This is a genomic window from Paenibacillus silagei (assembly GCF_017874735.1).
Classification (GTDB): domain Bacteria; phylum Bacillota; class Bacilli; order Paenibacillales; family Paenibacillaceae; genus Paenibacillus_AQ; species Paenibacillus_AQ silagei.
Window position 1 is genome coordinate 262,045 of the sequence record NZ_JAGGLV010000006.1, and the last position, 25,167, is coordinate 287,211.

Consider the following 25,167-nt stretch of genomic DNA (forward strand, 5'->3'; position numbering starts at 1 on the left):
TGCGCTCTACGCTTACGCGTGTTTTGGCAGTTGGGTCATCTCGGTAAGGCAGCTTGAACAAATGTAACGGTCTTTATATTCGCTTACGCCTTCCATAGATCCGCAGAAGACACACTTCGGACGGTAACGCTCCAGAATAATGTGGTCGCCCTGAACAAGAATTTCTACAGGATCACCTTCATTCATTTGATACCTTTTACGCAGAGACTTAGGCAGAACAATTCTACCCAGCTGATCTACTTTACGTACAACGCCAGCAGGTTTCATATCTAACTTACACTCTCCTGTTCAACTTATGATTAGTAGTGCCATTTCTGACATCCAAGTTCACGTACCCTATTACTTTCTTCGGCACTAATCAACTATTTCGTTACTAAAATGTCGAATCCTGCTGAAAAAAATAAAAAATGATGTCAACTTTTAGAAAAGTTGTGGGAAATCGAGCTGCCGGAGCGCTTCATAGACCACAATCGCTGCCGAATTGGACAAATTAAGCGATCTGACCGCCTCGCTCATCGGCATCCGCATCGCCGTTTCCTGACCAGCCTCCAGGATCTCTGCCGGCAACCCCTTGGTTTCTTTCCCGAACACGAAGAAGTCTCCATCCCGGAAGGCGAAATCGCTATAGCGCTTCTTGGCCTTGGTGGTTGCGTAGAAGAACCGCCCTTCCTGATACTTCTCCAATACTTCACTGAAGGAATTATGATATTCAATATTCACTGCATGCCAATAATCGAGTCCGGCACGCTTCAGCGTAGCATCGTCTGTGCGGAAGCCCAGCGGGTGCACGAGATGGAGATGGGTTCCTGTGGCCGCACAGGTACGGGCGATATTGCCGGTATTCGCCGGTATTTCCGGTTCCACCAGCACAATGTGTAATGCCATAATACGAATGCTTCCTCTCTGTAGGGTCTTAAGGAGTGCGGCGGAGTAAGTATCCGCCGTGTTCCTCCATGGCCCTGTGGTGTATTCTTGATGCTGCTTGCAGATACAGGCCGGACACAGGCCGGGCTCTATGATCCTGGCTGCGGGCAAGAAGAAACCTTCCGCTGCAAGGCGGAAGGTCAGGAACGTTCTTTCATTACCCTTGAGTTTGCCGGAAATGCTTCATGAAATCAGCCAACGCCTTAACGCTCTCATGTGGGACTGCGTTGTAGATCGAAGCCCGTAAGCCGCCTACGCTGCGGTGTCCCTTGAGGCCGACAAAGCCTTCCGCTTCGGAAGCTTTGATGAACTGCTTCTCCAGCTCCTCCGATTGCATCCGGAACGTTACATTCATGATGGAACGGCTGCCTTCTTCCGCAACTCCGCGGTAGAAGCCGTCGCTGCCGTCGATATAATCATACAGGAGACCTGCTTTGTCACGGTTCTTGGCTTCAGTGCCGGCAAGCCCGCCCTGTTCCTCAATCCATTTTAACACTTCGTTAACCATATATACAGAGAAGGATGGCGGCGTATTGTAGAGAGAGTTGTTCTTGTAATGAGTATCATACCGCAGAATCGTCGGAATATTCGCCGGAGAACTTGCGATCAGCTCTTCCTTGGCAATCACTACGGTAACGCCCGACGGTCCGAGATTCTTCTGCGCACCGGCATAGATCAGACCGAATTGGTTCACATCGAAGTCGCGGCTCAGAATATCACTGGACATATCGGCAACCAGCGGAATGTTACCGGCATCAGGATACTGTGCATACTGCGTGCCTTCAATCGTCTCATTCGAGGTGATATGCAGGTAAGCGGCATTGTCTGCAGCCTTGATGCTGCTAAGCTCAGGAATAGCCAGGAATTTCTTGTCTGCGGAGGATGCGGCTACATGACCGCCGCCTGTCAGCTTGGCTTCCTTCAGGGCTTTGTCCGCCCAGCTTCCTGTCATGACATAACTGCCGACCTGGCCTTCAGCGATAAGGTTCATCGGAACCATGGCGAACTGTGTGCTTGCTCCGCCCTGGATGAACAATACCTTGTAGCCCTGCGGATTGCCGAGGAGCGAAAGCAGGCGTTCCTGAGCTTCATTATGCACGGATTCGTATATCGCCCCGCGGTGCGACATCTCCATAATGGACATTCCGCTCTCCCGGAATTCAACGAACTCCGCCTGTGCACGTTCCAATACTGCCAGCGGCAATGCGGCCGGACCGGCATTAAAATTGTATGCTCTCTTGCTCAAAATAACTCCCACCCTTTCTCTCCTATGAATATGGATATCGCTATGATAGCAGATAACGATAAACACCAGCAAGTATAATTATTCACATATGAGGTAAGCTAGACCGCAATCAGGAGGCCGAAAACAGGTAGCTGCGGCTCCAACCCTTGCTGTGACGCGGTAAAATAGTGATGTCTGCAAAAACCTCGGGTGAAATTACATGCTTGTCTCCCCACAGCGCAATCCGCTCAGCAGCGAAATCTCCGCTCTCTCTGATGCAGGCCCCAGTAGGCTTATGGATCAGCTCCCAGTAATAGTCCGCCTCCGCCTGCTCCCAGCCTTCGAGTCTGCAATAGAATTGGCGGTCCGGTTCCCCAGCCCATGTCAGGCTATTCCCGTCTATGCTGAGCAAATTCTCCGTATACGCCGATTCCGGGGCCACAATCCGGAGCGTTCCCGGCAGCCTAAGCTCATAATCCGTCCCTACCAGCGCCCCATCAATGCCGACAAAATTATGAATATACTCTTCAATCCGCAGCGGTTCGGTCCCTGTATTCTCTATCCTGTAGGAAATATCCAGCCGGTTATCTTCAAGCTTCAATGTCTTGACCAGCCGCATGCTGTAACCCCGGCATTCCAGCGGCTGCACAGTGTATGTCACCGAGTCTTCGCTCCACTCTTCAGTGATCGGGAATGGCTTAAGCGGATACTCCCCGACGAATGAATAAGGCTCATCACTTTGCTTCTGCAGCAGCCCGATGCCGGGCTTGGGGAACCATTCCCCAGGAGCAGCATCTTCATAGCCGATTGCCCGGGAAATGCCAAACTCATTGCAGAGGCCTATCCCTCCAGTACCCTGCCCAGGCACCAGACTTTCCGGAACACAAAAGGTATGCCCGCCCTCGTCCAGCTTCACGCCTGTAATAAATCCTGTCCAGTCAAAACGGGTGCCTCCATAGGCTCCCACATCAGCAATCTCTACGGTCAGTACTCCATTGGATAGTATACGTGTCATTGATCTCTTTCCTTTCTGTCCTGGTTGGACGCAGCACATCCTATCATAGCATTTCCAAGCCCATTCTATACGGGTTATTTGGATATTAAAACGCCTGCTCCGCGCGGACCGGCAGAGCAGGCGATAGAATTCAGCAGCTCCGGCTTTAGGCCAGCTCTACCTCCAGCAGATGAATTTCTCCTTCAGGCAGGTCTGTCAACAGGCTGCGTGGAATCACAGCACCCTCTGAGACGCGCTGAAGCGTTACCTCAGCCCCGTTCAAGCGGGCTGCGTGTATTTGATACTCTCCGTATTCCGTGCTTCCAGAGGCCATATAGACGACTTTCAGCTCGCGTCCGGCAAAGATAGTCTTGATCGAGGCGCTCTTATCGCCGTCAAACTGTTCATTCACCAGCTTCGGCTGCAGCAGCAGGTCGCCGAGCTTGCCTTTGACGCCAAACACCTCAGTTACCATCGTCAGCAGCAGCCAGCTTGCCGAGCCTGTCAGATACGTATACATTCCTCTGCCCTGCTCATTGATATATTCCGGAATTCCGGGATACATCCGGCTCACCTCGAAGTTCGCACTCAGATTATACAGTGAATCCAGCACCTTGCGGCCTTCTTTAACGTATCCGCGCTTATACAGCGCATTGCCGTACATAACGGTCATGTGGCTGAACATGGCTCCGTTCTCCTTGTGTCCGAAGGCGAAGCCGAATGCCCGGCCCAGATTCTGCTGAATGCCGCCGAAGTTGCTGTTCAGACGGTAGCCGATTTTCTCATCGTACAGATTGCGCTCTACCGCAGAGATGATCGCAGGAATCTGCTCTGGAGCAGCAGCGTGGCCGAGGAGCGGGAAGACCTGACCGGTAAGCGTCATCCGTGTGCTCTCCGCCCATTCCCCTTCTACACGTTCACCGTCATTATTATAATAGCCGTTGAACCAGCCGTCACCGTGTCCGCTCTCTACCCATTCATTGCGGCGCAGGTGATCGAAGATCCATTCCGCCTTACGGGCGAGATCTGCTGCAACCTCTTCAAGCGTCAGCACGGCTCTTACCCCGCTCACCTTATTCGGTGCAGCAGCATAGAAGCGGCTGAGCAGCTCATGCTTGGCTGTCACCGATTCATAATCGACAGCTTGGCCGAGCGAGTCAAGCAGCAGCACCATCTCTTCGGCCAGCTCCAGCGTATCTCCGCCAGTCCGTTCCTTCAGGGTAACCAGCAGTTTGGACAGATCGAGCAGGTTGCTGGCATAGAAGGCTGTGAATGTAACACTTTCACCCCGCTGTGCTGCCATATCGAGGCCATCGTTCCAGTCTGCGCCTTCCAGCAGGATGTTATTGTGCTCACCCACATTGAAGAAAGGAACCAGATTCTGCAGCAGGATATGCTCCAGAATAGTACCTGTATATTCTTCGCCCGCAGTTGTCCGCAGACTGCTTCCTGCCCCCGGCTCCCAGGAGGCGTCGCGGTCCTTACAGCGGTTCATGAAGGTATCACGGAAATAAGTCTGCTCCTGCAGCAGGAAGTCCAGATCCCCGCTCTGATCCAGGTATAGCATGGTAGTCAGGAACGGCCACGCACCATGGTCCATCCAGACCCGGGGAATATTGTTGCGGTCGGCAATGAATTCGCCCGGTTGCTGCCCGATGATCGTCGCATTGCTGCCGTCAATTCGAACTCCGGCATAGTTGTTCAGCAGCAGGCTGCGCACATCCGCAGGCTCCATAATCAACAGAGCCAGGCAATCCTGCCAGAGATCGCGCCAGCCGCGTCCCCCTCTGCCATAATCGTGGTAAGGCAGGAACGAGTTGCCGTATAGCCTGCGCAGCACCGGCTGCAGCGTGACCCATTTCATCCATTCGTCGGCGGCATGATCTCCAGTATGGAATTCTACCGTATTGACTTTATCCGCCCAGAAGCGTTTATTCTCATCAAGCAACGCGTCAAAAGCCGCAGCAGAGCCATATTTGGCCATCAGCGCCTGCACATCGATTCTATCATTGTCAATCGCCATGACTACGACATAAGAATGACTCTGACCCGGCTCCAAAGTGATTGCGGCGAACCGCAAACCACCCAGCGCCTCATATCCTTCCCAAGGCACTCCGCCATCCTCCCCAATCGGCGGCGCCAGATTGTTCACGACCGCTTCCGGCCAGTCCAGACTTCCGCCCTCGCCGATGAATTCCTCCTGCACCGGGAATAATCCGGTTGGCAGCGCTCCGCCCTCACCAGCCCCGTATACCCCGTACGAAGTATGATTCACCCGGTGGCCGCGTTCGTCGAAGGACAGCGCAGGCTGCACCTCTACGCCATACGCCGAAGTATAGATCCGGTTCAGCAGCGAGGTGACATGCCGGTGATCGCGCAGATCATCCGCAGAACGCGCATACAACGGAATAGCCGCTGTAGATGTCAGCGTAAGCGCCTCTGTACCGCTGTTCGTAAGTACCACCTTCATCAGCTCAACCTTGTCGTTGCCGCAGGGTACGAAGCTTGTGATCTCCGCTCTCAGCCCCAGCTCCTTACTCTCCCGCGTCACCCGATGCCACAGAAGTCCTGCCTCCAGCAAGGATTCATCTGCTGCTTCGCCATAGAACGCCGCATTCTGCCGTGCAGAATTGCCGGCAGCCGACCAGGCGCCCTTGCCTTCAATGTACACCCAGAAATTGCGCGAGGCGCGGGAGTTATGCAGATCCTCCACGGAGATTGGCGGTGTCAGAAAGGTATTATGGCCCGAAGTGGCCTGACCATGCAGCCTAGGACTGACCGAGGACATCATGCCCCCTTCATTCACCAGCGGAAAATATAAAAAGCTGCTCCGGTCCGGCTGCTCCAGCCGAAAGTCCCCGTTATTCCCGGTGAAGCTCCAGCCTGATCTTGCCACCTTTGATTGCTCCTTCAATACATTCTTCCTCCCTTTTCCTAACAGCAGATGTATTCTTAATTGCGTATGACCACATAATCGCAAAGCCCAGTACCGCTTTCCGAAATCGGTTTCGGTTTCATTATTACACCGTTATTTTCCTTTGTAAAGCGTTATTTTTGACTTATGAGCAGAGATTAATGTGCAAAATTAATACTCTAAAGCTCAGATAATCACATATAATTGTAATTTTATTACATTAATACTATTTTAGTAACGAAAATTTACGAAACCACAATATTAAGCTATTTGTAACAAGTACGAACGGGGTTCCACATTTGCTCAACTAGCACACATTCTCCGAATTCAGGTGCACTAATGCTCCTCATTTAGCTCATTTGCCCACTTTGACCGAATTCAGGTGCACTAGTGCTCCTCATTTAACTCATTTGCCCACTTTGGCCGAATTCAGGTGCACTAGTGCTCCTCATTTAACTCATTTGCCCACTTTGGCCGAATTCAGGTGCACTAGTGCTCCTCATTTAACTCATTTGCCAACTCCCCGCTAAATCAGAGGGATTTATCCCTTTCACCTTCCAACTTTCACCTTCCACCTTCCACCTTTCACATCACCCTCCAGCACGATCAGCCGCCACCGAAGTTTGTTTACACGATAAATACAAAAAGCCCCCGGAATCAAAAGATTCCAGGGGCCTCTCTATCCAGCTAGTTTTACACTAGCTAATCTTATAAGCTTATACGTCGAAGTACAGGGAGTATTCATGCGGATGAACGCGGATGGCAACGGCTTGAGCTTCGGAACGCTTCAGGGCGATATAGTTATCGATGAAGTCTTTGGTGAATACGCCGCCCTCTGTCAGGAATTCGAAGTCAGCCTCCAGTGCATCCAGAGCTTCGTCCAGGGTACCCGGAACGCTGCGGATCTTCTCTTTGTCTGCATCAGACAATTCGTAGATGTTCTTGTCCAGCGGACCGTAGCCCATTTCTTCAGGGTTGATCTTCTTCTTAATTCCGTCCAGACCAGCCATCAGCATAGCGGAGAAGGCCAGGTATGGGTTAGCCGTAGAGTCCGGTGTACGGAATTCGATACGACAGCCCTTAGGTGTCACAGCAGCTACCGGGATACGGACAGCAGCTGAACGGTTGCCCTTGGAATAGACCAGGTTGACCGGTGCTTCATAGCCAGGAACCAGACGCTTGAACGAGTTGGTGCTTGGGTTCGTCAGCGCGATCAATGCAGGAGCATGATACAGGATACCGCCGATGTAGTGCAGCGCCATTTCACTCAGGTTGGCATAGGCACCTTTTTCATAGAACAAAGGCTCGCTGCCGTTGAAGATCGATTGGTGAACGTGCATTCCGCTACCGTTATCGCCGAACAGCGGTTTTGGCATGAAGGTGGCTACCTTGCCGTATTGGCGTGCAGTGTTCTGCACAATGTATTTGTAAGTGAGGAGATTATCAGCTGTTTTCTTCAAGGTGTCGAAACGGAAGTTGATTTCCGCCTGGCCTGCTGTTGCTACTTCGTGATGATGACGCTCGATTTCGAGGCCCGCTTCACCAAGCAAACGGCACATTTCACTGCGGATATCCTGCTGGGAATCCACTGGAGCTACAGGCACGTATCCGCCCTTCACGCCAACCTTGAATGCCATGTTGCCGCCTTCTTCCTTGCGGCCAGTGTTCCATGCTGCTTCTTCGGAATCTACGTAGAAGGAGGAAGTGTTCATTCCGCTCTCGTAACGTACATCGTCGAAGATGAAGAACTCGGATTCAGGTGCGAAGAATGCTGCTGTACCTACACCGCTGGATTGCAGGAATTCTTCAGCCTTCACTGCGATACCGCGCGGGTCGCGCTCATAACGTTCGCCATCAGGCGTGAAAATGTCGCACATAATGTTCAGTGTCGGGTGAGCAGTGAACGGGTCAATGTAAGTGGTGCTTGGATCAGGCATCATTACCATATCCGACTCTTCAATCCCCCGGAAGCCTGTAATGGAAGAACCATCGAATGCTACTCCATTTACAAAGGTTTCTTCTTCAACTGCGGATGCTGGCAAAGAGATATGGTGAGCACGTCCACCCAAATCTACAAACCGGAAATCCACCCACTCGATATTGTTTTCCTTGATCGTCTGCAATACTTTTTCAACCGACATGCTTAATTCCTCCCCAGATTCCGAACATTAGGCCGCTCATCGTATCAAATGTTCTTGTTTTTATTTTTTTGCTGTCGTCATTATAAATCGCATACCTAACATCGTCAATGCTTATGTCAGGTATTTCTTGCGACAATGTGAGATATTCTGACGCTTTGGTGAAAATACCAATTTCATCCGGATTCCATGTCACCTTTGTCCAATATGCAGCAAAAACAGCTCTCATCCTCCAGCCTGAAGCGGGAGAAGAGAGCTGTTCAATAGTCATTATTCGTTGACAATCATACTACAGGCGCAGCCTCCAGAGACGGAGAGAACTTGCGGCCCACCAGCGGTGCCAGCTTCTCCAGATCCCGCAGCAGGCTGTCGAATTGCTCAGGGAACAGAGACTGAACGCCGTCTCCGGTCATGGAGTTATCGGGGTCGGTATGCATCTCGATGATCAGACCGTTGGCGCCTGCAGCAACAGAGGCCTTGGCCATAGGGGCTACCAGTTCGCGGCGTCCGGTGCCGTGGCTCGGGTCAGAGATTACAGGCAGATGGCTGAGGTTCTGCAACACAGGAATGGCCGACAGATCCAGCGTGTTACGCGTGTAAGTCTCGAAGGTACGGATGCCGCGCTCGCACAGCATGACATCCCGGTTGCCCCCCGCGAGAATGTATTCTGCCGCATTCAGCAGCTCATCATAGGTCGCACTGAACCCGCGCTTCAACAGCACAGGACGGCCGCAGGTCCCCAGCTTGCGCAGCAGGTCAAAGTTCTGCATGTTGCGTGTACCTACCTGCAGAATATCCGCATGCTCAGCACAAATATCCACGTATTCCGGCGTCATGACCTCAGTAATGGTCAGCAGGCCGTGACGTTTACCGGCTTCCGCCATCATTGTCAGCCCTTCCACGCCAACCCCTTGGAAGCTGTAAGGTCCGGTACGCGGCTTGAAGGCACCTCCGCGCAGTACCTGGCCGCCGGAAGCCTTGACCAGCCGGGCAATCTCATCGATCTGCTCCGGAGATTCCACGGCACACGGACCGCCCATAATAACCAAGTTCTCCCCGCCGATCTTCACTCCGCGGATATCGATAACCGTATCCTCCGGATGGAAGTCTCGGCTCGCCAGCTTATAGGATTTGGTAATCTTAACTACATTCTCCACGCCCTTCATCTGGCGAAGATGCTCGGCTAGCTTCGGAGTGACGCCCCCTACCAGTCCGATTACGGTATGGTCAGCCCCTACAGAGAGATGGACCTGCAAGCCTTCCTTCTCAATCACGGCAATAATCTCATTCACCTGTTCCTGAGGTGTTTGGTTGGATGTAATAACGATCATATTATAGCTCCCCTTTTGGACCCGTATTAGTGTTGTTGGATAGACCGGCACACTGCTAATTCACTGATTTACTATTTCGCTACGACGCGTGTACGCTTTTAAGCACTAAAGTGATTTTATCGCATATTCCCCTTTCAGTCAACCATTATTCCCCGTTCCGTGTGAATTCTATGTGGCAAAAACGAAGAAAGCAGCACAGCCCTCTCAGGCCGCACTGCCGGTTATCCGCTATGAGTTCATCGTTATTGTTATGCAGACCTGTCAGCTGGTGCTGGCAGTCTTGTTCTTCACAGGAGGCAGAAGCTTCGCCATATTGACTGTGCGCTTGATCTCCCAGGTCTCCGGCTTCGCTTCGTCATACTGCTCCAGATAATTAATGACTTCCTTGGTGATCGGCGTCGGCGTAGAAGCGCCGGAAGTCACACCTACCTTGGTGATTCCCTTCAGCCATTCTGTATTCATCTCGGATACATCCGAGATGCGATAGGCCGTAACTCCCGCGATCTCCTCTGATACCTGCGCCAAGCGGTTGGAGTTATTGCTGCGCGGATCACCGACCACAATAACCAGCTCGCACTGGCCCGCCTGCTCAGCGACAGCCTCCTGCCGCACTTGCGTAGCCATACAAATCTCATTATGAACTTCGGCACCAGGGAAGGTCTCCAGCAGCTTGCGCATAATATGCTTGATATCCCACTGGCTCATTGTGGTCTGGTTCGTAATGACAATCCGTGAGGAAGTGATAGAGAGGCCGGCAATGTCCTCTTCTTTCTCGATCAGATGGACATGCTCCGGCGCAATTCCCACCGCACCTTCCGGCTCCGGGTGGCCTTTCTTGCCAATATAGATAATCTCGCAGCCCTCATCAACCTTCTCCTTGATGAGATCATGCGTCTTGGTCACATCAGGGCAGGTGGCATCCACCGTGGTCAGCCCTTTGGCGCGTGCCACCTTACGTACTTCAGGCGATACGCCGTGGGCTGTGAAGATGACTGTTCCCTTATCTATTTTATCTAGAATATCCAGACGGTTATGCCCGTCCAGCGTAATAATTCCGTCATCCTCGAAGGAGTTCGTGACATGGCTGTTGTGCACAATCATGCCCAGTATATAAATCGGCCGGGGCAGATCCAGATTCTGCGCAGCCTGCCGTGCCATCACCATAGCATCGACGACGCCATAGCAATAACCCCGGGGAGAGATTTTGATGACTTCCATGAATTCACCGCTTTCTGCTGTCAATGACTGCTGTAATAGGAGCCACTCAATTATACCCTATTCCAGCGGCGGGGCAAAGAGAAGCGGCAGCCAAATCACAAAGGTCGTCCCTTCCCCCTGACGGGTGACCACCTCAACAGAGCCTCCGTGCTCCTCAATAATCCATTTGGCAATGGACAATCCTAGCCCGATGCCTTCCGTAATTCCTCTGGATTCATCTGCGCGGTAGAAGCGGTCGAAGATATGCGGCACCTCATCTTTGTCCATCCCGATTCCCGTATCAGCAATGCGGATTCCCACCTGATTCTGATACAGCAAGGCATCCAGCGTAACCTCACCTGCCGGGGTGTATTTGAAAGCATTATCAATGAAAATAAACATCATCTGCTGCAGATAATCCTTGTTGCCCAGGATATACTTACCGTTCAGATGGCCCATCTCACCTACAGACCACTCCGCTTCGCGCGTCAGGAAGGACGCCCGGCGGGCTACCTCAGTCATCATCGGCTCCAGCGCCACCGGCTCGATCTCGAAGGTCCGGCCGGTATCCGCACGGGCCAGGGAGAGCATATCCGCTACCAGACGGCTCATGCGCGCAGCTTCATCAGCAATATCCTTCACCGATTCAATTGAGAGCTGGCGGATATCCGCCTCAGACATCCGGCTGTCATCCGGCTTCATCTCCCAGACCTTTTGCAGCAGATCAATATTCCCGCGGATGGTTGTAAGCGGTGTCCGCAGCTCATGCGAAGCATCCGAGACGAAGCGGCGCTGCGTGGCATAGGCCTCCTCCAGCCCCGTATAGAAGCCCTCCATCCGCCCGAGCATACTGTTCACCGTCTCAATCAGCCGCCCGATCTCATCCTGCGGACCGTCATATACGATCCGCGAGCTAAGGTCAGTTCCCGTCTGTATTCCATTCGCAGCTTCAATGACCTTGCCAATCGGACTCATCGCCTTACGGGCCAGGAAGAGGCCGAAGGTGAAGGCTGCGAGCAGGGTAGCGAAGGAGCCGGCCAGCAGAATATTCTTCAGCCGGTTCAGCAGCGTGACCTGTTCCCCCGTATAGACGGCGACCTGAAGGACAGCAGGCGCAGGCAGACTGTTGTTGAGCGTTACATCAACCGCCCGCTGATAGATCAGGAAGGGGTTACCGCCATAGCTGGCCTGCAGGAATCCCTCCTGGTTATGCAGGTCCTCCTTGGCGGGAACCTGGAATTTCAGTTTAATTTCGGTCATATTTGGGCTTAGAATCAGCCGGTCCAGATCATAGATGTACATTTGGGCGAACAGGCTCTGACCCGCTGGTCCCCCAAGCACAGGCTGCAGGTTTCCGTCCGGGCTCAGGCCCGCCTTCAGCTCTACCTGATGCGATTGATTCTGGAGCCGGTTTTTCAAATCGCCGTACGTATTAATATAGACAAACGCATAGATCACGCCGGACAAAACCAGCAGCATGACAGCCAGAATTCCCGAATACCAGGCAGTAAGCCGCAAACGTATGGACATATTAGTCACCTCTTAGGATGTAACCGGCTCCCCGGATCGTCTGAATCAGTCGTTTGCCGCCATGCTCCTCCGTCTTCTGACGCAGCATTGCAATATATACCTCCAGGACATTCGATTCCCCGCTGTAATCGTAGCCCCAGATCTTATCCATAATGAGATCGCGGGAGAGCACCCGCTTCGGATTCTGCATGAACAGATGCAGCAGCTCGAATTCCTTCGCCGTCAGCTCCAGGCGCCGCCCGGCGCGGGTCACTTCCCGGGAATCCACATCCAGCGTAATATCCTCATAGGTGACCGCCTGATCCGGGCTACCGCCCTGCTCGCTTTTGCGCCGGAGCAGTGCCCGGACCCGTGCCAGCAGCTCCTCCAGCGCAAACGGCTTCACCAGATAGTCATCCGCGCCGAGGTCCAGCCCCTTCACCCGGTGCTCGATTTCATCCTTGGCCGTCAGCATCAGCACAGGAACGCTGCTCCCGCCCTCCCGCAGACGGCGGCATACCTCGAACCCGTCCACCTGGGGCATCATAACATCCAGAATGACCACATCGGGATCACTGTTCAGAACGGCACGCAGCCCGTCAGCCCCGTTGGACGCCGTCTTGACATCATAGCCCTCAAAGGCCAGCCCGCGGCGGAGCATAGAGGTTATTTTCTCATCATCATCAATTATCAGTATATTCGGTCGCATCCGGCAGCCCCCATTGTCTCATTCATATATCTCTATTGTATCAGATGCACCAGTCTCTCCGCATCCGTACACGAACAGCACAGAGCGGAAGGGTTGCCCCTTCCGCTCTAACGCCCACCGCATGATGTGCTTATTGCTTCTGAGTCTGCGTGGTCTCAAAATCATTCTTGTTGCCAATCGTTACCGGCAGATCCAGCTTCTTGCCGTCGCGGACTACATTCAGGGTAACCTTATCGCCCACCTTAAGCGTCTGAATATAGGTAATCAGATCCTGGTTGGTCGCATAGTTCTTTCCGTCAATTCCTGTGATGATATCGTAAGGACGCAGATCCGCTGTATAAGCAGGAGATTTAAAGACAATTTCAGCTACTACAGAGCCTTCTTTAATCGTTGTCCCCATTTGCTTGGCAACTTCATCGGTAATCGTCATCAGGGTAGCCCCAATGAATGGTACCGGTTCCTTCGGAATTTCCTGATTGGCTTCAAGCTTATCTACTACGCCTTTAATGGTATTTACCGGAATCGCAAAGCCGATACCCTGAGCGTCTCTGCTCACTGCAACGTTCATACCAATGACTTGGCCGTTCATGTTGAGCAGCGGTCCGCCGGAGTTCCCCGGGTTAATGGAGGCGTCAGTCTGCAGCAGGTTCTTATAGGTCTTCACGCCGCTGCCGTCTTCTTCGTTGATATCGATGCTGCGGCCTCTGGCGCTAAGCACCCCGGTTGTAACCGTATGGTCGAAGCCCTGCGGGTTACCGATCGCCACGACCTCTGAGCCGACCTTAATGCTATCGGAATCGCCAAGGGCTACGGACGGGAAGTCCGAGCCTTCAATCTTCAGTACGGCGAGATCCAGATCCTTGCTGGAGCCCAGCAGCTTCGCTTCATAAGTCTTGGAGGTGCCGTCTACGGTAACCTGAATGACATCGGCACCATCTACCACGTGCTGGTTGGTCAGTATATAACCGTTCGAATCATAGATGAAGCCTGTACCAATACCGTAAGGTGTAAGCTGCGGAGAAGAATTATTCGAGCCCTGCTGGGATTCCGAATTATTCGAACCGGAACCTCCTCCGCCGAATTGATCACCGAAGAAGAACTGTGAGAACGGATCGCTCATATTCGGACTGCTGCTTCTGTTCCGCGAGTTGTTCGATTTCACCAGCGTCTCAATCTTGACGACTGCCGGCCCTACCCCCTCAACTACGCCGGATACATCTCCCGAGCCGGTGACCAGCGCCGCTGCGGAAGTGGAAGGTGTAATATTAGCATTGCCGCTTGCCGTCTTCCCTGCCGGATTCGTTGCAACTGTGGCTGCCTCCTGGCCTCCGGTGAACCAGTTCCCCCGGTCTGCCATGAACATGGAGCCTGATAAGACCACCATTCCGGCGAGAAAAGATACCAGTACCGCCTTCACCGGCTTCTTCGGCTTACGGTTGTACTGCCAGCCGTTGCCCCCCTCGGGAGGATTGCCTCCGCGTCCGCCGTTCCCGTCATTGCCGGTAGTGCGAAGCGATGTGTTATACGGTAAGGACTTCACCGGCTGTGGCGGTGTAACCTCTACCCGCTCGGGATCGCGGCGGTTATAATGCTGCGGGTCATTGCCGTTCATCTCATCATTGTTCAACGATTTGAAAGGTCCGTAAGAATAGTAGTAGGAGCCGCCTTCTGCGGATGAATTAGTGCTGTTATCAGTATCATTATGATTATTGTCCCATTCACGATCCGGTCCCGGTTCATGATCACGATTGTAGTTGTTCTCACGATTGAAGTTGTTTTTGTTATCGTCCATGTTTACTTTCCTCCCGCGCCTTGCCGTGTCAGGCAAAGTGTTATTTGTTTTGATGTCCTTATTTTGTACTGTAAACCTTAAGGTCACATTAAAAACAATTTAAGCGGAGATAAAAGATACCCAGACGATGATAAATAGTTGATTAATCAAACAGATCTTCTACACTACGGATAGGCTTCACCTCCATAGGTTCTTTGAATGCTGCCATATGAAAGTAGGCGGCCAGCCAGATGATTGCGCATATAAGAATATAAGCCATCCGTTTATTCCCTCCCTAAAGTGGATTGGCCCAGCAGCCGGTTCACCCGCTCTGCACTGCAGAACATGAAGATCAGTAACGTAAGTACAGCAAAGGGGAATACGGCAATGCTGGTGCGCACGGATAAAAGTCCGAATAACGGCGGAATTAACGTTGTCCCCGTATAGGCTACCGCCATCTGATACCCGATTAAGCGGGCTGAATTCTCCTTGCCGAACCGGGCCGGCGTCTCATGCAGGAGACCCGGATAAACCGGTGCGAGGCCAAGACCAATCAATATCAGGCCTGCAAGCGAGAGGGCCGGATGGAGCGGGATTACAAGAATAGCTCCGCCTATAATGGTCACCAATTGACCGTAACGGATAAGCAGGCGGTTATGGACTTTTAAAGTGATGAAGCCGGTAATCAGCCTGCCAACTGTAATGCCCGCATAGTATACGGAGATCCAGGCCGCTGCTGTATCTGGCGCAACTCCCCTTGCGCCTACCAGATAACTGGCGCCCCACAGTCCTACCATTGCTTCTATTCCGCAGTACAACAAGAACGTCAACAGGGTAGGCTTAACGCCCCGCAAGCGGATGGTGTTCGCCTGCGGCTTAAGGTTCACAGCTGCTTCATCTGGAAGATTGCCGCTAAGCGCTGCGGGAAGCTGAGGCTCGCGCGTGGCAGCAACCTTTTTCCATAACGGAAGTGTCACTAACAGAAGCATTGCGAATCCGAACTGAATGATGGCCACAACCGCATATCCCCCTCTCCAGGACTGGGCGTGTACGAGATTGACTGCCATAATCATGGGTCCCAGGGTCGCGCCTACGCCCCAGAAGCAGTGCAGCCAGCTCATATGATGAGCCTTGTAATGTTCAGCCACATAATGATTCAGTGCCGCGTCCACTGCACCTGCCCCAAGGCCCAGCGGAACGGCCATTACAATGAACCACAACACAGATGGAGACACGGAGAATCCGAACAATGAGGCGGCGGTTAAGAGGCAACTGACAAAGGTAATTCGTCCTGTCCCCAGGCGCTTCACAATTGTGTTGCTGAACAGACTGGACACGATGGTCCCTCCGGCAATAATCATCGAGATGATTCCCGCCGATCCCAGCGATGAACCCATCTCTGGCCAGATCACAGGCCACGCAGAGCCAAGTAAAGAATCGGGAAGTCCCAGACTAATAAAAGCCAGATAAATAATAATCAAAAAATACGTAGACAATGATTCTCCTCCTAAAACCACTTAATAAATAAACTTTATAAAGTATATATACTAAGTATGTTCTCTCTCTTATTTTTTGTCAAGGAGCGGATTGAATGATTCAAAAACAACAAAAAAACCCCTGTATAGTTAACAAGGGTTCTTAGTACGTTAGGTCTAAACGGGCTCCGGCTCTAACTCCTTCAGGGTCAGCCTGCGCAGACCGTTCTCGAAATCTTCCTGAAAGGTATGCTGTAAGATGACTTCCGGATAAACAGGCATGGGGTGCTGAAGCTGATAGGCTGTCCAGGCCGATGTCCAGACGGCATCCTCCACTCTGTCCTGATAGATGACAATTCTATCCGGGGCCAGCACAGCATTCACCGTCTGTAAGATCCTGCAGGTTGCAGCTATGAATGTGTCCTGGGGGATCTCCAGGCTCCACTCAGGCATACCAGGAAGGAACTTTACCTCTCCTGACATCCCCTGATTTCCTTTTAGAAGGCTGCCGTGCAGGTATATCCCCATACCCGGCGGGTAACCGTTCGGAAAGTAGAGACCCAGTAAATATTGCTCTTCGCCTTCGCTATGCTTCATGCAATATCCGCTGATCGCGGCATTCACATCATTCTCCACCAGGATAGGCAGACCAAACCGGGACTCAATCTCTTCAATTAACCGGGTGCCCGTCAGCTCCCGGAGACTGCTAACCTTAATTTCACCGTTTACCGCCTGTCCCGGAATACCTATGCCAATGACCTTGATGGAAGGATACCGGTTCAGGGCATGTTCAATAATTGTATAGCAAAAATCTCTTTCGAAAACCGGGATGATATGCTCATCCTTCATCAGAATATCGTCCTTCAAATTGATAACTGTGGCGGAGATCAATACTTTTCCCGCTTTTTCTGTCACGTACATCACCAACGCGAGACTGAAATCGTAATTAAAGCGATAGGTCTGTGCGGGTCTGCCCCCGTTGGAAGGCACCACCAAGTCTTCAAACAACTCCCCTAACTCGGACAGCTCCTTAACTAATGAGTTCACAGTTACTACGCTTAGCTTGGTCAGTGCAGCTAGCTGGGGTTTTGTAGCCGTCTCCATCCGTTTCATCACCTGGCGCACATTATTCAGGTTAATTTCCTTCATCAGATTGGCGTTTGCTATTCGGATAGCCTCCTTATCGGTTCAATAGATCATTAGATTTAGTCAAAAAACCGGCAGCTGCTACCCCTGCGCCCAGCCCTTGCGGTGGGCGTAGATCGCCAGCTGGGTGCGGTCATCCAGCTCGCATTTCATCAGCAGGTTGCTGACATGGGTCTTCACGGTCTTGATGCTGATATGCAGCTCCTCGCCGATATCCTTATTCGTCTTGCCCTCGGCGATCAGCAGCAGCACTTCCTTCTCCCGCTCGGTCAAGCCGGAGGTGTCGCCCTGGACCGTGCGCTGGCGGATGCCGCGGGTCAGCGCCTGCGACACATCGCCGGTCATCACCGGCATGCCGCGATAGGCGCCTTGGAGCGCGTAGATCAGCTCTTCTGCCGAGACGGTCTTCAGCACATAGCTGACAGCCCCGGCTTCAATCGCATCGACCACCAGATCGTCCTCCAGGAAGCTGGTAAGGATGACGATCTTGAGCCCGGGGAATTCAGCCAGGACCGAGCGGGTGGTCTCAGCCCCGTTCATCACCGGCATCATCAGATCCATCAGCACCAGATCCGGCAGCGACTCCTGTCCCAGCTCGCGCAGCATCGCCAGCGCTTCATGACCGTTGGCTGCTTCTCCGATCACTTCAAACATCGGGTCCAGCATCAGATAGGTTTTGAGGCCCATTCTTACCATATCGTGATCATCTACAAGCAGTACTTTTACGAGACTCATTCTGTACTCCCCCTAACATTGTGTAAGCATGATTCAGCCCCGGCTTCATCACCGCCGAGCCCATCAAGCCTCTTCAGAATCGGCCTCAATCCCGTCAGCAGCGGTCTCCGCGCGGCCTTGGACAAACTTTGGAATATGTACGCGGATCGTCGTTCCCGCTCCCCTGCGGCTGATAATCTCCACCTGCCCGCCCAGCTTCTCGGCACGCTCACGCATAGTTGTGAGCCCGTAGGAGCCTTGCTTGTGCTGCACGTGCTCGAAGCCCTGACCGTCATCGCTGATGCTCAGCACCACCTGGCGCGGCACCTCCCGCAGGGACAGACTGACCACCCGTGCACCGGCATGCTTCACGATATTCGCCATCGATTCCTGAATAATCAGGAACAGCTGATGCTCAATCGCTTCGGACAGCTCACCCTGAAGCTCGAGCTCCTTCACCCCTTTGAGCCCGTTCTGGCGGCAGTAATCCGGGAACCACTTCTCCAGTGCCTCGAACAGATTGCGCCCCTCCAGCTCCACCGGACGGAGCTGTGCGATCAGCGCCCTCATCTGCTTCTGCGCCATCTGGGACATGCTGATCAGCTGATCCATCACCGTCTGCCCGTGCTCAGCGCTGCGTTCAAGCACTTTAGGCAGCGAGGAGGCGGACATGTGAATAGCGAACAGCTGCTGGCTCACCGTATCATGCAGATCCCGGGCCATACGCCTGCGCTCTTCCAGTACCGCACTCTCCGCTGCCTTTTCCTTCTCAATAACTTCCTGTTCTCCGAGCTGCTGAAGCCGCTTCATCTTCTTCTCGACCGTATCCATCATGATGTTGAACTCATGGTAGACACGTGCGAAAGACTGGTCCTCGCTCTCCGGCATCCGCACCGACATATTGCCCTTAGCCACCTGCAGCATATTCAGATCCAGATGATCGATCCGCCGCTGAATCCGCTGACCGGCGATGTAGCCGATGATAACTGTGAACAGTACAATGCCCAGACACAGGTAGATCCACATCCGGGTATCCACCACCTGAATATAGTCCAGGCATGTCCCCGCATACATCAGTCCCGCTGTCACCCCGCCGCTAAGCAGGAAATACACCAGCAGCATCCACTTGGTATTACTGAAGATCCCCATTTAACCCACCGTTTTAACTTTAACGTCACCGATGAAGCAGCTAACGTTGATACGGACCTTTTTGCCCGATTCCTTGTAATACGGCGTCTTGCACTGCACATTGCTCATGAACCCGCTGCGCGACTGCTCAAGCACCTGCATATCACCGATGAACGAGCTGCCGGTCACAGCCACACCCAGATCCATATCGTCCGGAATGTATACCTTAATGTCGCCGACAAAAGCAGAGATATTAATCTTGGTCTCGCCGTAAGGAATCTGCGCATTGGTCAGATCCAGCACCGTATCCCCGATGAACTGCGAAATGTTGGTCCGCTTCAGTTGAAAATGCTCCTTGCCCATATGCACATCGCCGATAAAAGCTGAACGGTTCGTCGCATCCTTATCATTCCCGGAATCCTGGAACTCCTCATGCCATTCGCCATGACGGCGGGCATGCCGTTCCTGACGCTCCTGACGTCTGCGCTCATGGCGCTCCTGCTTCTCCTGCCAGCGGGTATCTGCCGAGGCATGCAGCGGGTTACCGTCTGCGTCTTCCTCATTCTTATGCAGATAATCATTCCAGTTCCGTTCCTCGCTGCCAGCCGGCTTGCCGAATTTCTGCTCGAACTGCTGATCGAGCGTAGATTCGAGCGGAGCGGGCGGCGCTGTATCCAGCGGACTCTTACCGGGTCCAGGCGGGTAGTAGCCGGACGGTGAAGGCGGTGCCGGAGGTATAGGCGGAGTGCCCGGCCGCGGTCTGAAAATGACGGATAATCCGCCGCCGATCAGCATGACCGGAATCAGCATTTTGAAGAAGTCGCCTGCCGAATAGTAGAACCAGTCTAAATTCCGTCCCAGGAAAAACACACCGATCGCCAGATATATAAATCCGCCGAGTGTTGCAGAGAATCTTGAACGCTCCTCATCCGGGGCCAAAAACCGTTGTACGCCCATCACGATCAGAATAACCGGCCAATAGGTGGAGATCAGTGAACCCAGACTGAAATCCGTATAGCCCATCTGCCGGAGCAGAAACATTCCTCCAAGACCGATGAGGAGCAGGCCTCCGAGTACCTGGCTGGTGAACCTTCGTTTCATAATGTCATCCTCCTTGTCGTAAATACAACTCTTCCTTTTGAACACTTATAGCCTTAGTCTACAGGAAGAATGCGGCGGAGAACAGCGGCGTAAGAAGGAACCGCATCTCAGTCTCCAGACCGAGATAGCTGGAATAATAAGTTAAATTATAAACGCATAAAAAAGCTGCCCCCCAGCCCGTAATCCGGACATGGCAGGACAGCTTGTTGCTTCAGAAGCTTACCGGGAACCCAGCATTACTGCTGCGGTTTCTGAGCCGGTTTGGTCATAGAAGAGCTGCTTTGCTTAGTTGCACCGTCATTTTCAACAGCGAACTCTGCATTGTATTTTTCATTTGGTGTTTTGAAGTTTTCTTGTACCTTTGGTTTCTTGGAATTAGCCACGAGAATCACCTCCCTATTGTATCGGAAGAAGCAAGTATTTGCCCCAGTCGATATTATGGGAAGCAGCCCGCTGTATTATGCATGCTCACGTGAAAATAAATTCAAACTCCCGGATTGTCCAGCGAAAGCATCCGTTAAATAGCTTCTTCCAGCAAATATTGCGGAACTGCATTATAAGTCTGGATGGCATGGCCAAGGCTCTTCAGCATACTTTCCGTGCATTTGCCGTCGCCGCGCTTGATCACTTGAACCACGACCGACTTCTTGCCCCATTCCTTGTAGACCTGCTTGGTGGTGCTGAAGTAGAGATCAATCTTTCGCCCTTTGATTGCCGATCCGGTATCGGCCACAATTCCATATCCATAACCCGGTATATATAAAATACTTCCCAGCGGCAGCACCTTCGGGTCCGCTGCAATCGTGGATACCGCATTTTTGTCCCGCCGTACCTTTACTCCTGAATACGTAATCCCGTACTCCGGATGCTTCGCGGTCTTGCCGGTGGATTCGTATCCGGCTGTATAGCCGGTCGCCATTACTTTCAGCGAGGTGATAATCTGCTCTGGAGCCGGAGCGGCTACCGGTACCGAACCGGGTGCCTTCTTAGGCTTAGCTGCCTGTACCTCTGGTTTAGCCTTGTCTGCGGCATCCGGCTGTACGGCTCTAGAGGAGCCTCCAAGACGGGATGCTGAGCCTGCCTGCTGACGATCAACGGGTGACTGCTTCTGTATGCTGCTTCCATGCTGTCCTGCAGTGTCCTCCATCCCTCTCGCCTGGGCTGACTTGCGCGCGTAATCCGGGAAGATCCCGGCAGCGGTCAGCATAAGGACGATCGTGACGAAAAGACACCAAAACCTCTGGTATAAGCCCATTTTGTTCATTAGTTAAACCCTCCCCATAGTACGAGGGTTTCCCGATTCACAAAACTTTATACATGACACCGCGCCATAGCGGTCTCATGAGGCTTATAACAGAGGTTCAGTAATCAGACTGAATTAAATTACACGTCCGGCAATTTCCTGTGCAAGTGAATCAATCGCTTCCTGCAGAGGTTGGGCACCGATATCCCCTTCACCGCGTTTACGGATCGCTACACTGCCCGCATTCATCTCGTTCTCGCCGACCACGAACATGTACGGCAGCTTCTCAAGCTGAGCTTCACGGATCTTGTAGCCCATCTTCTCATTGCGTAAATCCACTTCCGCACGGATGCCGCTGCGCAGCAGCTTCGCTTCCACTTCCTTCGCATAGTCGTCGAAGGCTGACGATACAGGAATAATCTTCACCTGCTGCGGAGACAGCCAGAGCGGCAGTGAACCGGCAAAATTCTCCAGCAGGAAGGCTACGAAGCGTTCCATCGTTCCCAGAATCCCGCGGTGCAGGACAACCGGACGGTGCTTCTGGCCGTCGTCGCCGACATATTCCAGCTCAAAACGCTCCGGAAGCAGGAAGTCAATCTGTACGGTCGAGAGTGTCTCTTCTTTACCGAGTACAGTCTTAATCTGCACATCGAGCTTCGGACCATAGAAGGCTGCTTCGCCTTCGGCTTCGTAGAACGGCAGTCCGGCTTCTTCGACTACCTCACGCAGCATACGCTGTGCAGTCTCCCACATCTCGTCGTTGGCATAATATTTCTCAGTATCCTTTGGATCACGATAGGACAGGCGGAACCGGTAATCTTCAATCCCGAAGTCGCTGTATACCTGCTTAATCAATTCCAGCACGCGGATGAACTCGCCCTTGATCTGATCCAGACGGCAGAAGATATGTGAGTCATTCAGCGTCATGGAACGCACACGGTGCAGACCTGTCAAGGCTCCTGACATTTCATAGCGGTGCTGAATTCCAAGCTCGGCAATACGGATCGGCAGATCGCGGTAGCTGTGCATCGAGCTCTTGTAGATCATCATATGGTGCGGGCAGTTCATCGGGCGCAGCACGAACTCTTCGTTATCGATAGTCATCTTAGGGAACATATCTTCCTGATAGTGCTCCCAGTGCCCGGAAGTCTTGTACAGCTCTACGTTCCCCAGTACAGGAGTGTAGACATGCTGGTATCCGAGGCTTGCTTCCAGATCGACAATATAACGCTCCAGAATACTGCGCAGCTTCGCGCCCTTAGGCAGCCAGATCGGCAGGCCTTGTCCAACTAACTGGTTGAAGGTGAAAATCTCCAGCTCCTTGCCCAGCTTCCGGTGGTCGCGCTTCTTCGCTTCCTCCAGCAGGCGCAGATGCTCATCCAGCTGTGCCTTTTTGATCCAGGCTGTGCCGTAGACACGCTGCAGCATCTTATTCTTGCTGTCCCCGCGCCAGTAAGCCCCGGCCACATTCATCAGCTTGAATACCTTGATCTTGGCCGTAGACGGCAAATGCGGGCCACGGCAGAGGTCGAAGAATTCGCCCTGCTCATAGATGGTGATGACACTGTCTTCCGGCAGAGCTTCAATCAGCTCCAGCTTGTAAGGATCACCCAGCTCGCCGAAGCGCTCCAGTGCTTCCCCCCGGCTGACCTCATGCCGGACAATCGGCAGATTCTCCGAGACGATACGGTCCATTTCCTTCTCAATCTTCAGCAGATCCTCGGGATTGAGCGGATGCTCCAGGTCCATATCATAATAGAAGCCGTCTTCGATCACAGGACCGACTCCAAGCTTCACTTCCTTGGTGCCGAACAGGCGTCTTACCGCCTGCGCCATCAGGTGGGCTGTACTGTGGCGCATCACTTCAAGACCTTCCGGCGAATCAAGAGTTACGATCTCTACCAGATCGCCTTCCTGCAGCGGTGTTGACAGGTCTACGACAATCCCGTTGAGCTTGCCTGCTGCGGCGTTCTTGCGCAGTCCGCTGCTGATAGAGGCGGCTACATCATCAATGCTGCTGCCGTCTGCGTATTCCCGGACCGATCCGTCCGGAAGCTTAATATTTACTGACATGATTACTTCCTCCTAAGGTTTGTTGGGCTATACTTCCTTGAACTCTTCACACAAAAAACACCCGTCCCGCAAAGGGACGAGTGATTGCACCCGTGATTCCACCCAAATTCGATCTATTCTTACAGCTGCCGCTTATGCTGCATTGCAGAATATGATCCTTCGTTAGCATGGGGATAACGGCCATGAACCGGCGGTTCTTACTATCCGTTAAGGTTCCGGAGTACGGAAGCCGTCAGGGGTTCATAACCGCAGCTACAAAGGGGTAAACCACAGCCGGTACCGGAGGAAGTTGCAGCCTGAGGCTTCCTCTCTCTGAAACGGTCCAAAGCAAGTGGTTCATATCTTCGTCAACGCTGATAACATGAATTAAGGCAATTATAAATCTCAGCTTATCTTCCGTCAAGCGCAAAACGGCTGTCCGTCTTCAGGCCAGAAGGGCCGCCGCCCCGGGCAGATTATTCTTCTTCCCGGCGTTTTTTAACCGGCAAGCGGCCTGCACGCTTCAAAGACTCACGCAGCAAATATTCGATATGTCCGTTTACGCTGCGAAACTCTTCTCCCGCCCAGCGTTCCAGCGCTTCGTGCAGCTCGGGATCGATCCGCAGCGGAAAGCTTTTTTTGGCCGCCATAATATTACCGCCTTTAGTACAACGAGCCGGCATTGATTACCGGGCTCGCGCCGCGCTCAGACACAATCGCGACCATCAGGTTATTGATCATTGCTGCCTTGCGCTCTTCATCCAGTTCAACTACACCGCTCTCCTTAAGCTGACGGATCGCCATATCGACCATACTGACAGCCCCCTCCACAATGATCTGGCGGGCGGACAGAATGGCCGAAGCCTGCTGGCGCTGCAGCATCGTGCTGGCAATCTCGGTAGAGTAAGCCAAGTGGGTCAGCCTGGCTTCAATGACCTCTACACCTGAAAGGGACAAGCGTTCCTGCAGCTCTACGGCAAGCTCTTTGGCAATTTCATCCGCATTGGCCCGCAGGGACATGCCGGTCTCATTGAAGTTATCGTAAGGGTACTTACTCGCCACATGACGCAGTGCTGTCTCACTCTGAATTTCCACAAATGCCATATATTTATCTACATCGAACAGCGCTTTGGCGGAATTAATGACCTTGAACACAATCACCGCAGCAATCTCAATCGGATTACCTTCCACATCATTGACCTTCAGCTTCACGCTGTTGAAGTTGCGGACCCGGAGAGATACCGTCTTACGGATGCTGAACGGAATGACCGCGAACAGTCCGCTTGCTGCAATAGTGCCCACATATTGGCCGAAAAAAGTCACTACCACCGACTTGTTAGGCTGAACCACGGATATACTGGTGCTCAAAATGAACGCCGCTACGAACAGGATAACAGGCAATGCCACATATTCCTGAACCGCACCATAAATCCCGCCGCCGATACAAATGGCAATCAGAGCGATGACCCAAAAACCGCTGACCGGATGCAAAATTTTCTCTTTCATAAAGCCGCCTCCATTAGATATGTATTTGATATGATTATGATATCACTTTTGGATACAATTGTAAACCAAAAAAGGCCCGCGCTATTTCTG

22 protein-coding genes are annotated in these 25,167 nt (G+C 52.7%); all 22 read right to left on the bottom strand.

Going from position 1 to position 25,167, the window contains the following annotated elements; translation table 11 throughout:
* Positions 1-12: 12 nt before the first annotated feature.
* The 22 genes from J2Z70_RS11780 to J2Z70_RS11885 all read right to left on the bottom strand — a co-directional run bounded on the left by J2Z70_RS11780 (position 13) and on the right by J2Z70_RS11885 (position 25,077).
* A complete protein-coding gene (locus J2Z70_RS11780; protein ID WP_036697751.1) occupies positions 13-267 on the bottom strand; it encodes an AbrB/MazE/SpoVT family DNA-binding domain-containing protein in 255 nt (84 codons plus the stop codon).
* Between the two features lie 153 nt (positions 268-420).
* Positions 421-885, bottom strand: coding sequence for a tRNA (uridine(34)/cytosine(34)/5-carboxymethylaminomethyluridine(34)-2'-O)-methyltransferase TrmL (trmL, locus tag J2Z70_RS11785; protein ID WP_036697752.1), 465 nt, complete (start codon positions 883-885; stop codon positions 421-423).
* Positions 886-1,081: 196 nt separating this feature from the next.
* Complete coding sequence (serC, locus tag J2Z70_RS11790; protein WP_036722639.1) at positions 1,082-2,173, bottom strand: 3-phosphoserine/phosphohydroxythreonine transaminase; 1,092 nt, start codon at positions 2,171-2,173, stop codon at positions 1,082-1,084.
* A gap of 106 nt (positions 2,174-2,279) precedes the next feature.
* Complete coding sequence (locus J2Z70_RS11795; protein ID WP_209872936.1) at positions 2,280-3,164, bottom strand: hypothetical protein; 885 nt, start codon at positions 3,162-3,164, stop codon at positions 2,280-2,282.
* 145 nt (positions 3,165-3,309) lie between these two features.
* The gene (locus J2Z70_RS11800) at positions 3,310-6,057 is read right to left on the bottom strand and encodes a GH36-type glycosyl hydrolase domain-containing protein (RefSeq protein ID WP_245368160.1); all 2,748 of its coding nucleotides are present in this window, start codon (positions 6,055-6,057) and stop codon (positions 3,310-3,312) included.
* A gap of 716 nt (positions 6,058-6,773) precedes the next feature.
* Positions 6,774-8,198, bottom strand: a complete 1,425-nt coding sequence (glnA, locus tag J2Z70_RS11805) for a type I glutamate--ammonia ligase (RefSeq protein ID WP_036722362.1) — start codon at positions 8,196-8,198, stop codon at positions 6,774-6,776.
* Entirely contained in the window at positions 8,188-8,466 is a 279-nt protein-coding gene (locus tag J2Z70_RS11810) for a hypothetical protein (RefSeq protein WP_076079776.1), read from the bottom strand. The genes glnA and J2Z70_RS11810 overlap by 11 nt, the downstream gene beginning before the upstream one ends.
* A 13-nt stretch (positions 8,467-8,479) precedes the next feature.
* Entirely contained in the window at positions 8,480-9,526 is a 1,047-nt protein-coding gene (aroF, locus tag J2Z70_RS11815; protein WP_209872939.1) for a 3-deoxy-7-phosphoheptulonate synthase, read from the bottom strand.
* Positions 9,527-9,787: 261 nt separating this feature from the next.
* Positions 9,788-10,744, bottom strand: coding sequence for a 4-hydroxy-3-methylbut-2-enyl diphosphate reductase (locus tag J2Z70_RS11820; RefSeq protein ID WP_209872942.1), 957 nt, complete (start codon positions 10,742-10,744; stop codon positions 9,788-9,790).
* 57 nt (positions 10,745-10,801) lie between these two features.
* Complete coding sequence (locus J2Z70_RS11825; protein WP_209872944.1) at positions 10,802-12,253, bottom strand: sensor histidine kinase; 1,452 nt, start codon at positions 12,251-12,253, stop codon at positions 10,802-10,804.
* A 1-nt stretch (position 12,254) separates the two neighbouring features.
* Positions 12,255-12,941, bottom strand: a complete 687-nt coding sequence (locus J2Z70_RS11830) for a response regulator transcription factor (RefSeq protein WP_036722376.1) — start codon at positions 12,939-12,941, stop codon at positions 12,255-12,257.
* 130 nt (positions 12,942-13,071) lie between these two features.
* Positions 13,072-14,733 (bottom strand): S1C family serine protease, encoded by a 1,662-nt coding sequence (locus J2Z70_RS11835; protein WP_209872946.1) that lies wholly within the window; start codon positions 14,731-14,733, stop codon positions 13,072-13,074.
* Positions 14,734-14,996: 263 nt separating this feature from the next.
* Positions 14,997-16,208, bottom strand: a complete 1,212-nt coding sequence (locus J2Z70_RS11840; RefSeq protein WP_209872949.1) for an MFS transporter — start codon at positions 16,206-16,208, stop codon at positions 14,997-14,999.
* A gap of 156 nt (positions 16,209-16,364) precedes the next feature.
* On the bottom strand, positions 16,365-17,360 hold the full coding sequence (locus J2Z70_RS11845) for an ROK family protein (RefSeq protein ID WP_209873039.1): 996 nt from the start codon (positions 17,358-17,360) through the stop codon (positions 16,365-16,367).
* A 54-nt stretch (positions 17,361-17,414) separates the two neighbouring features.
* On the bottom strand, positions 17,415-18,068 hold the full coding sequence (locus J2Z70_RS11850; protein ID WP_209872952.1) for a response regulator: 654 nt from the start codon (positions 18,066-18,068) through the stop codon (positions 17,415-17,417).
* Between the two features lie 63 nt (positions 18,069-18,131).
* Complete coding sequence (locus J2Z70_RS11855; protein WP_209872955.1) at positions 18,132-19,196, bottom strand: sensor histidine kinase; 1,065 nt, start codon at positions 19,194-19,196, stop codon at positions 18,132-18,134.
* The gene (gene liaF / locus J2Z70_RS11860) at positions 19,197-20,276 is read right to left on the bottom strand and encodes a cell wall-active antibiotics response protein LiaF (protein WP_209872957.1); all 1,080 of its coding nucleotides are present in this window, start codon (positions 20,274-20,276) and stop codon (positions 19,197-19,199) included.
* Positions 20,277-20,512: 236 nt separating this feature from the next.
* On the bottom strand, positions 20,513-20,659 hold the full coding sequence (locus J2Z70_RS11865) for a hypothetical protein (RefSeq protein WP_200869501.1): 147 nt from the start codon (positions 20,657-20,659) through the stop codon (positions 20,513-20,515).
* 134 nt (positions 20,660-20,793) lie between these two features.
* Entirely contained in the window at positions 20,794-21,483 is a 690-nt protein-coding gene (locus J2Z70_RS11870; protein WP_425355111.1) for a 3D domain-containing protein, read from the bottom strand.
* Positions 21,484-21,654: 171 nt separating this feature from the next.
* Positions 21,655-23,592, bottom strand: a complete 1,938-nt coding sequence (gene thrS / locus J2Z70_RS11875; RefSeq protein ID WP_209872960.1) for a threonine--tRNA ligase — start codon at positions 23,590-23,592, stop codon at positions 21,655-21,657.
* Positions 23,593-24,047: 455 nt separating this feature from the next.
* A complete protein-coding gene (locus J2Z70_RS11880; RefSeq protein ID WP_036722388.1) occupies positions 24,048-24,221 on the bottom strand; it encodes a type II toxin-antitoxin system antitoxin in 174 nt (57 codons plus the stop codon).
* 13 nt (positions 24,222-24,234) lie between these two features.
* Positions 24,235-25,077, bottom strand: a complete 843-nt coding sequence (locus J2Z70_RS11885) for an SPFH domain-containing protein (protein WP_036722389.1) — start codon at positions 25,075-25,077, stop codon at positions 24,235-24,237.
* Positions 25,078-25,167 lie beyond the last annotated feature (90 nt).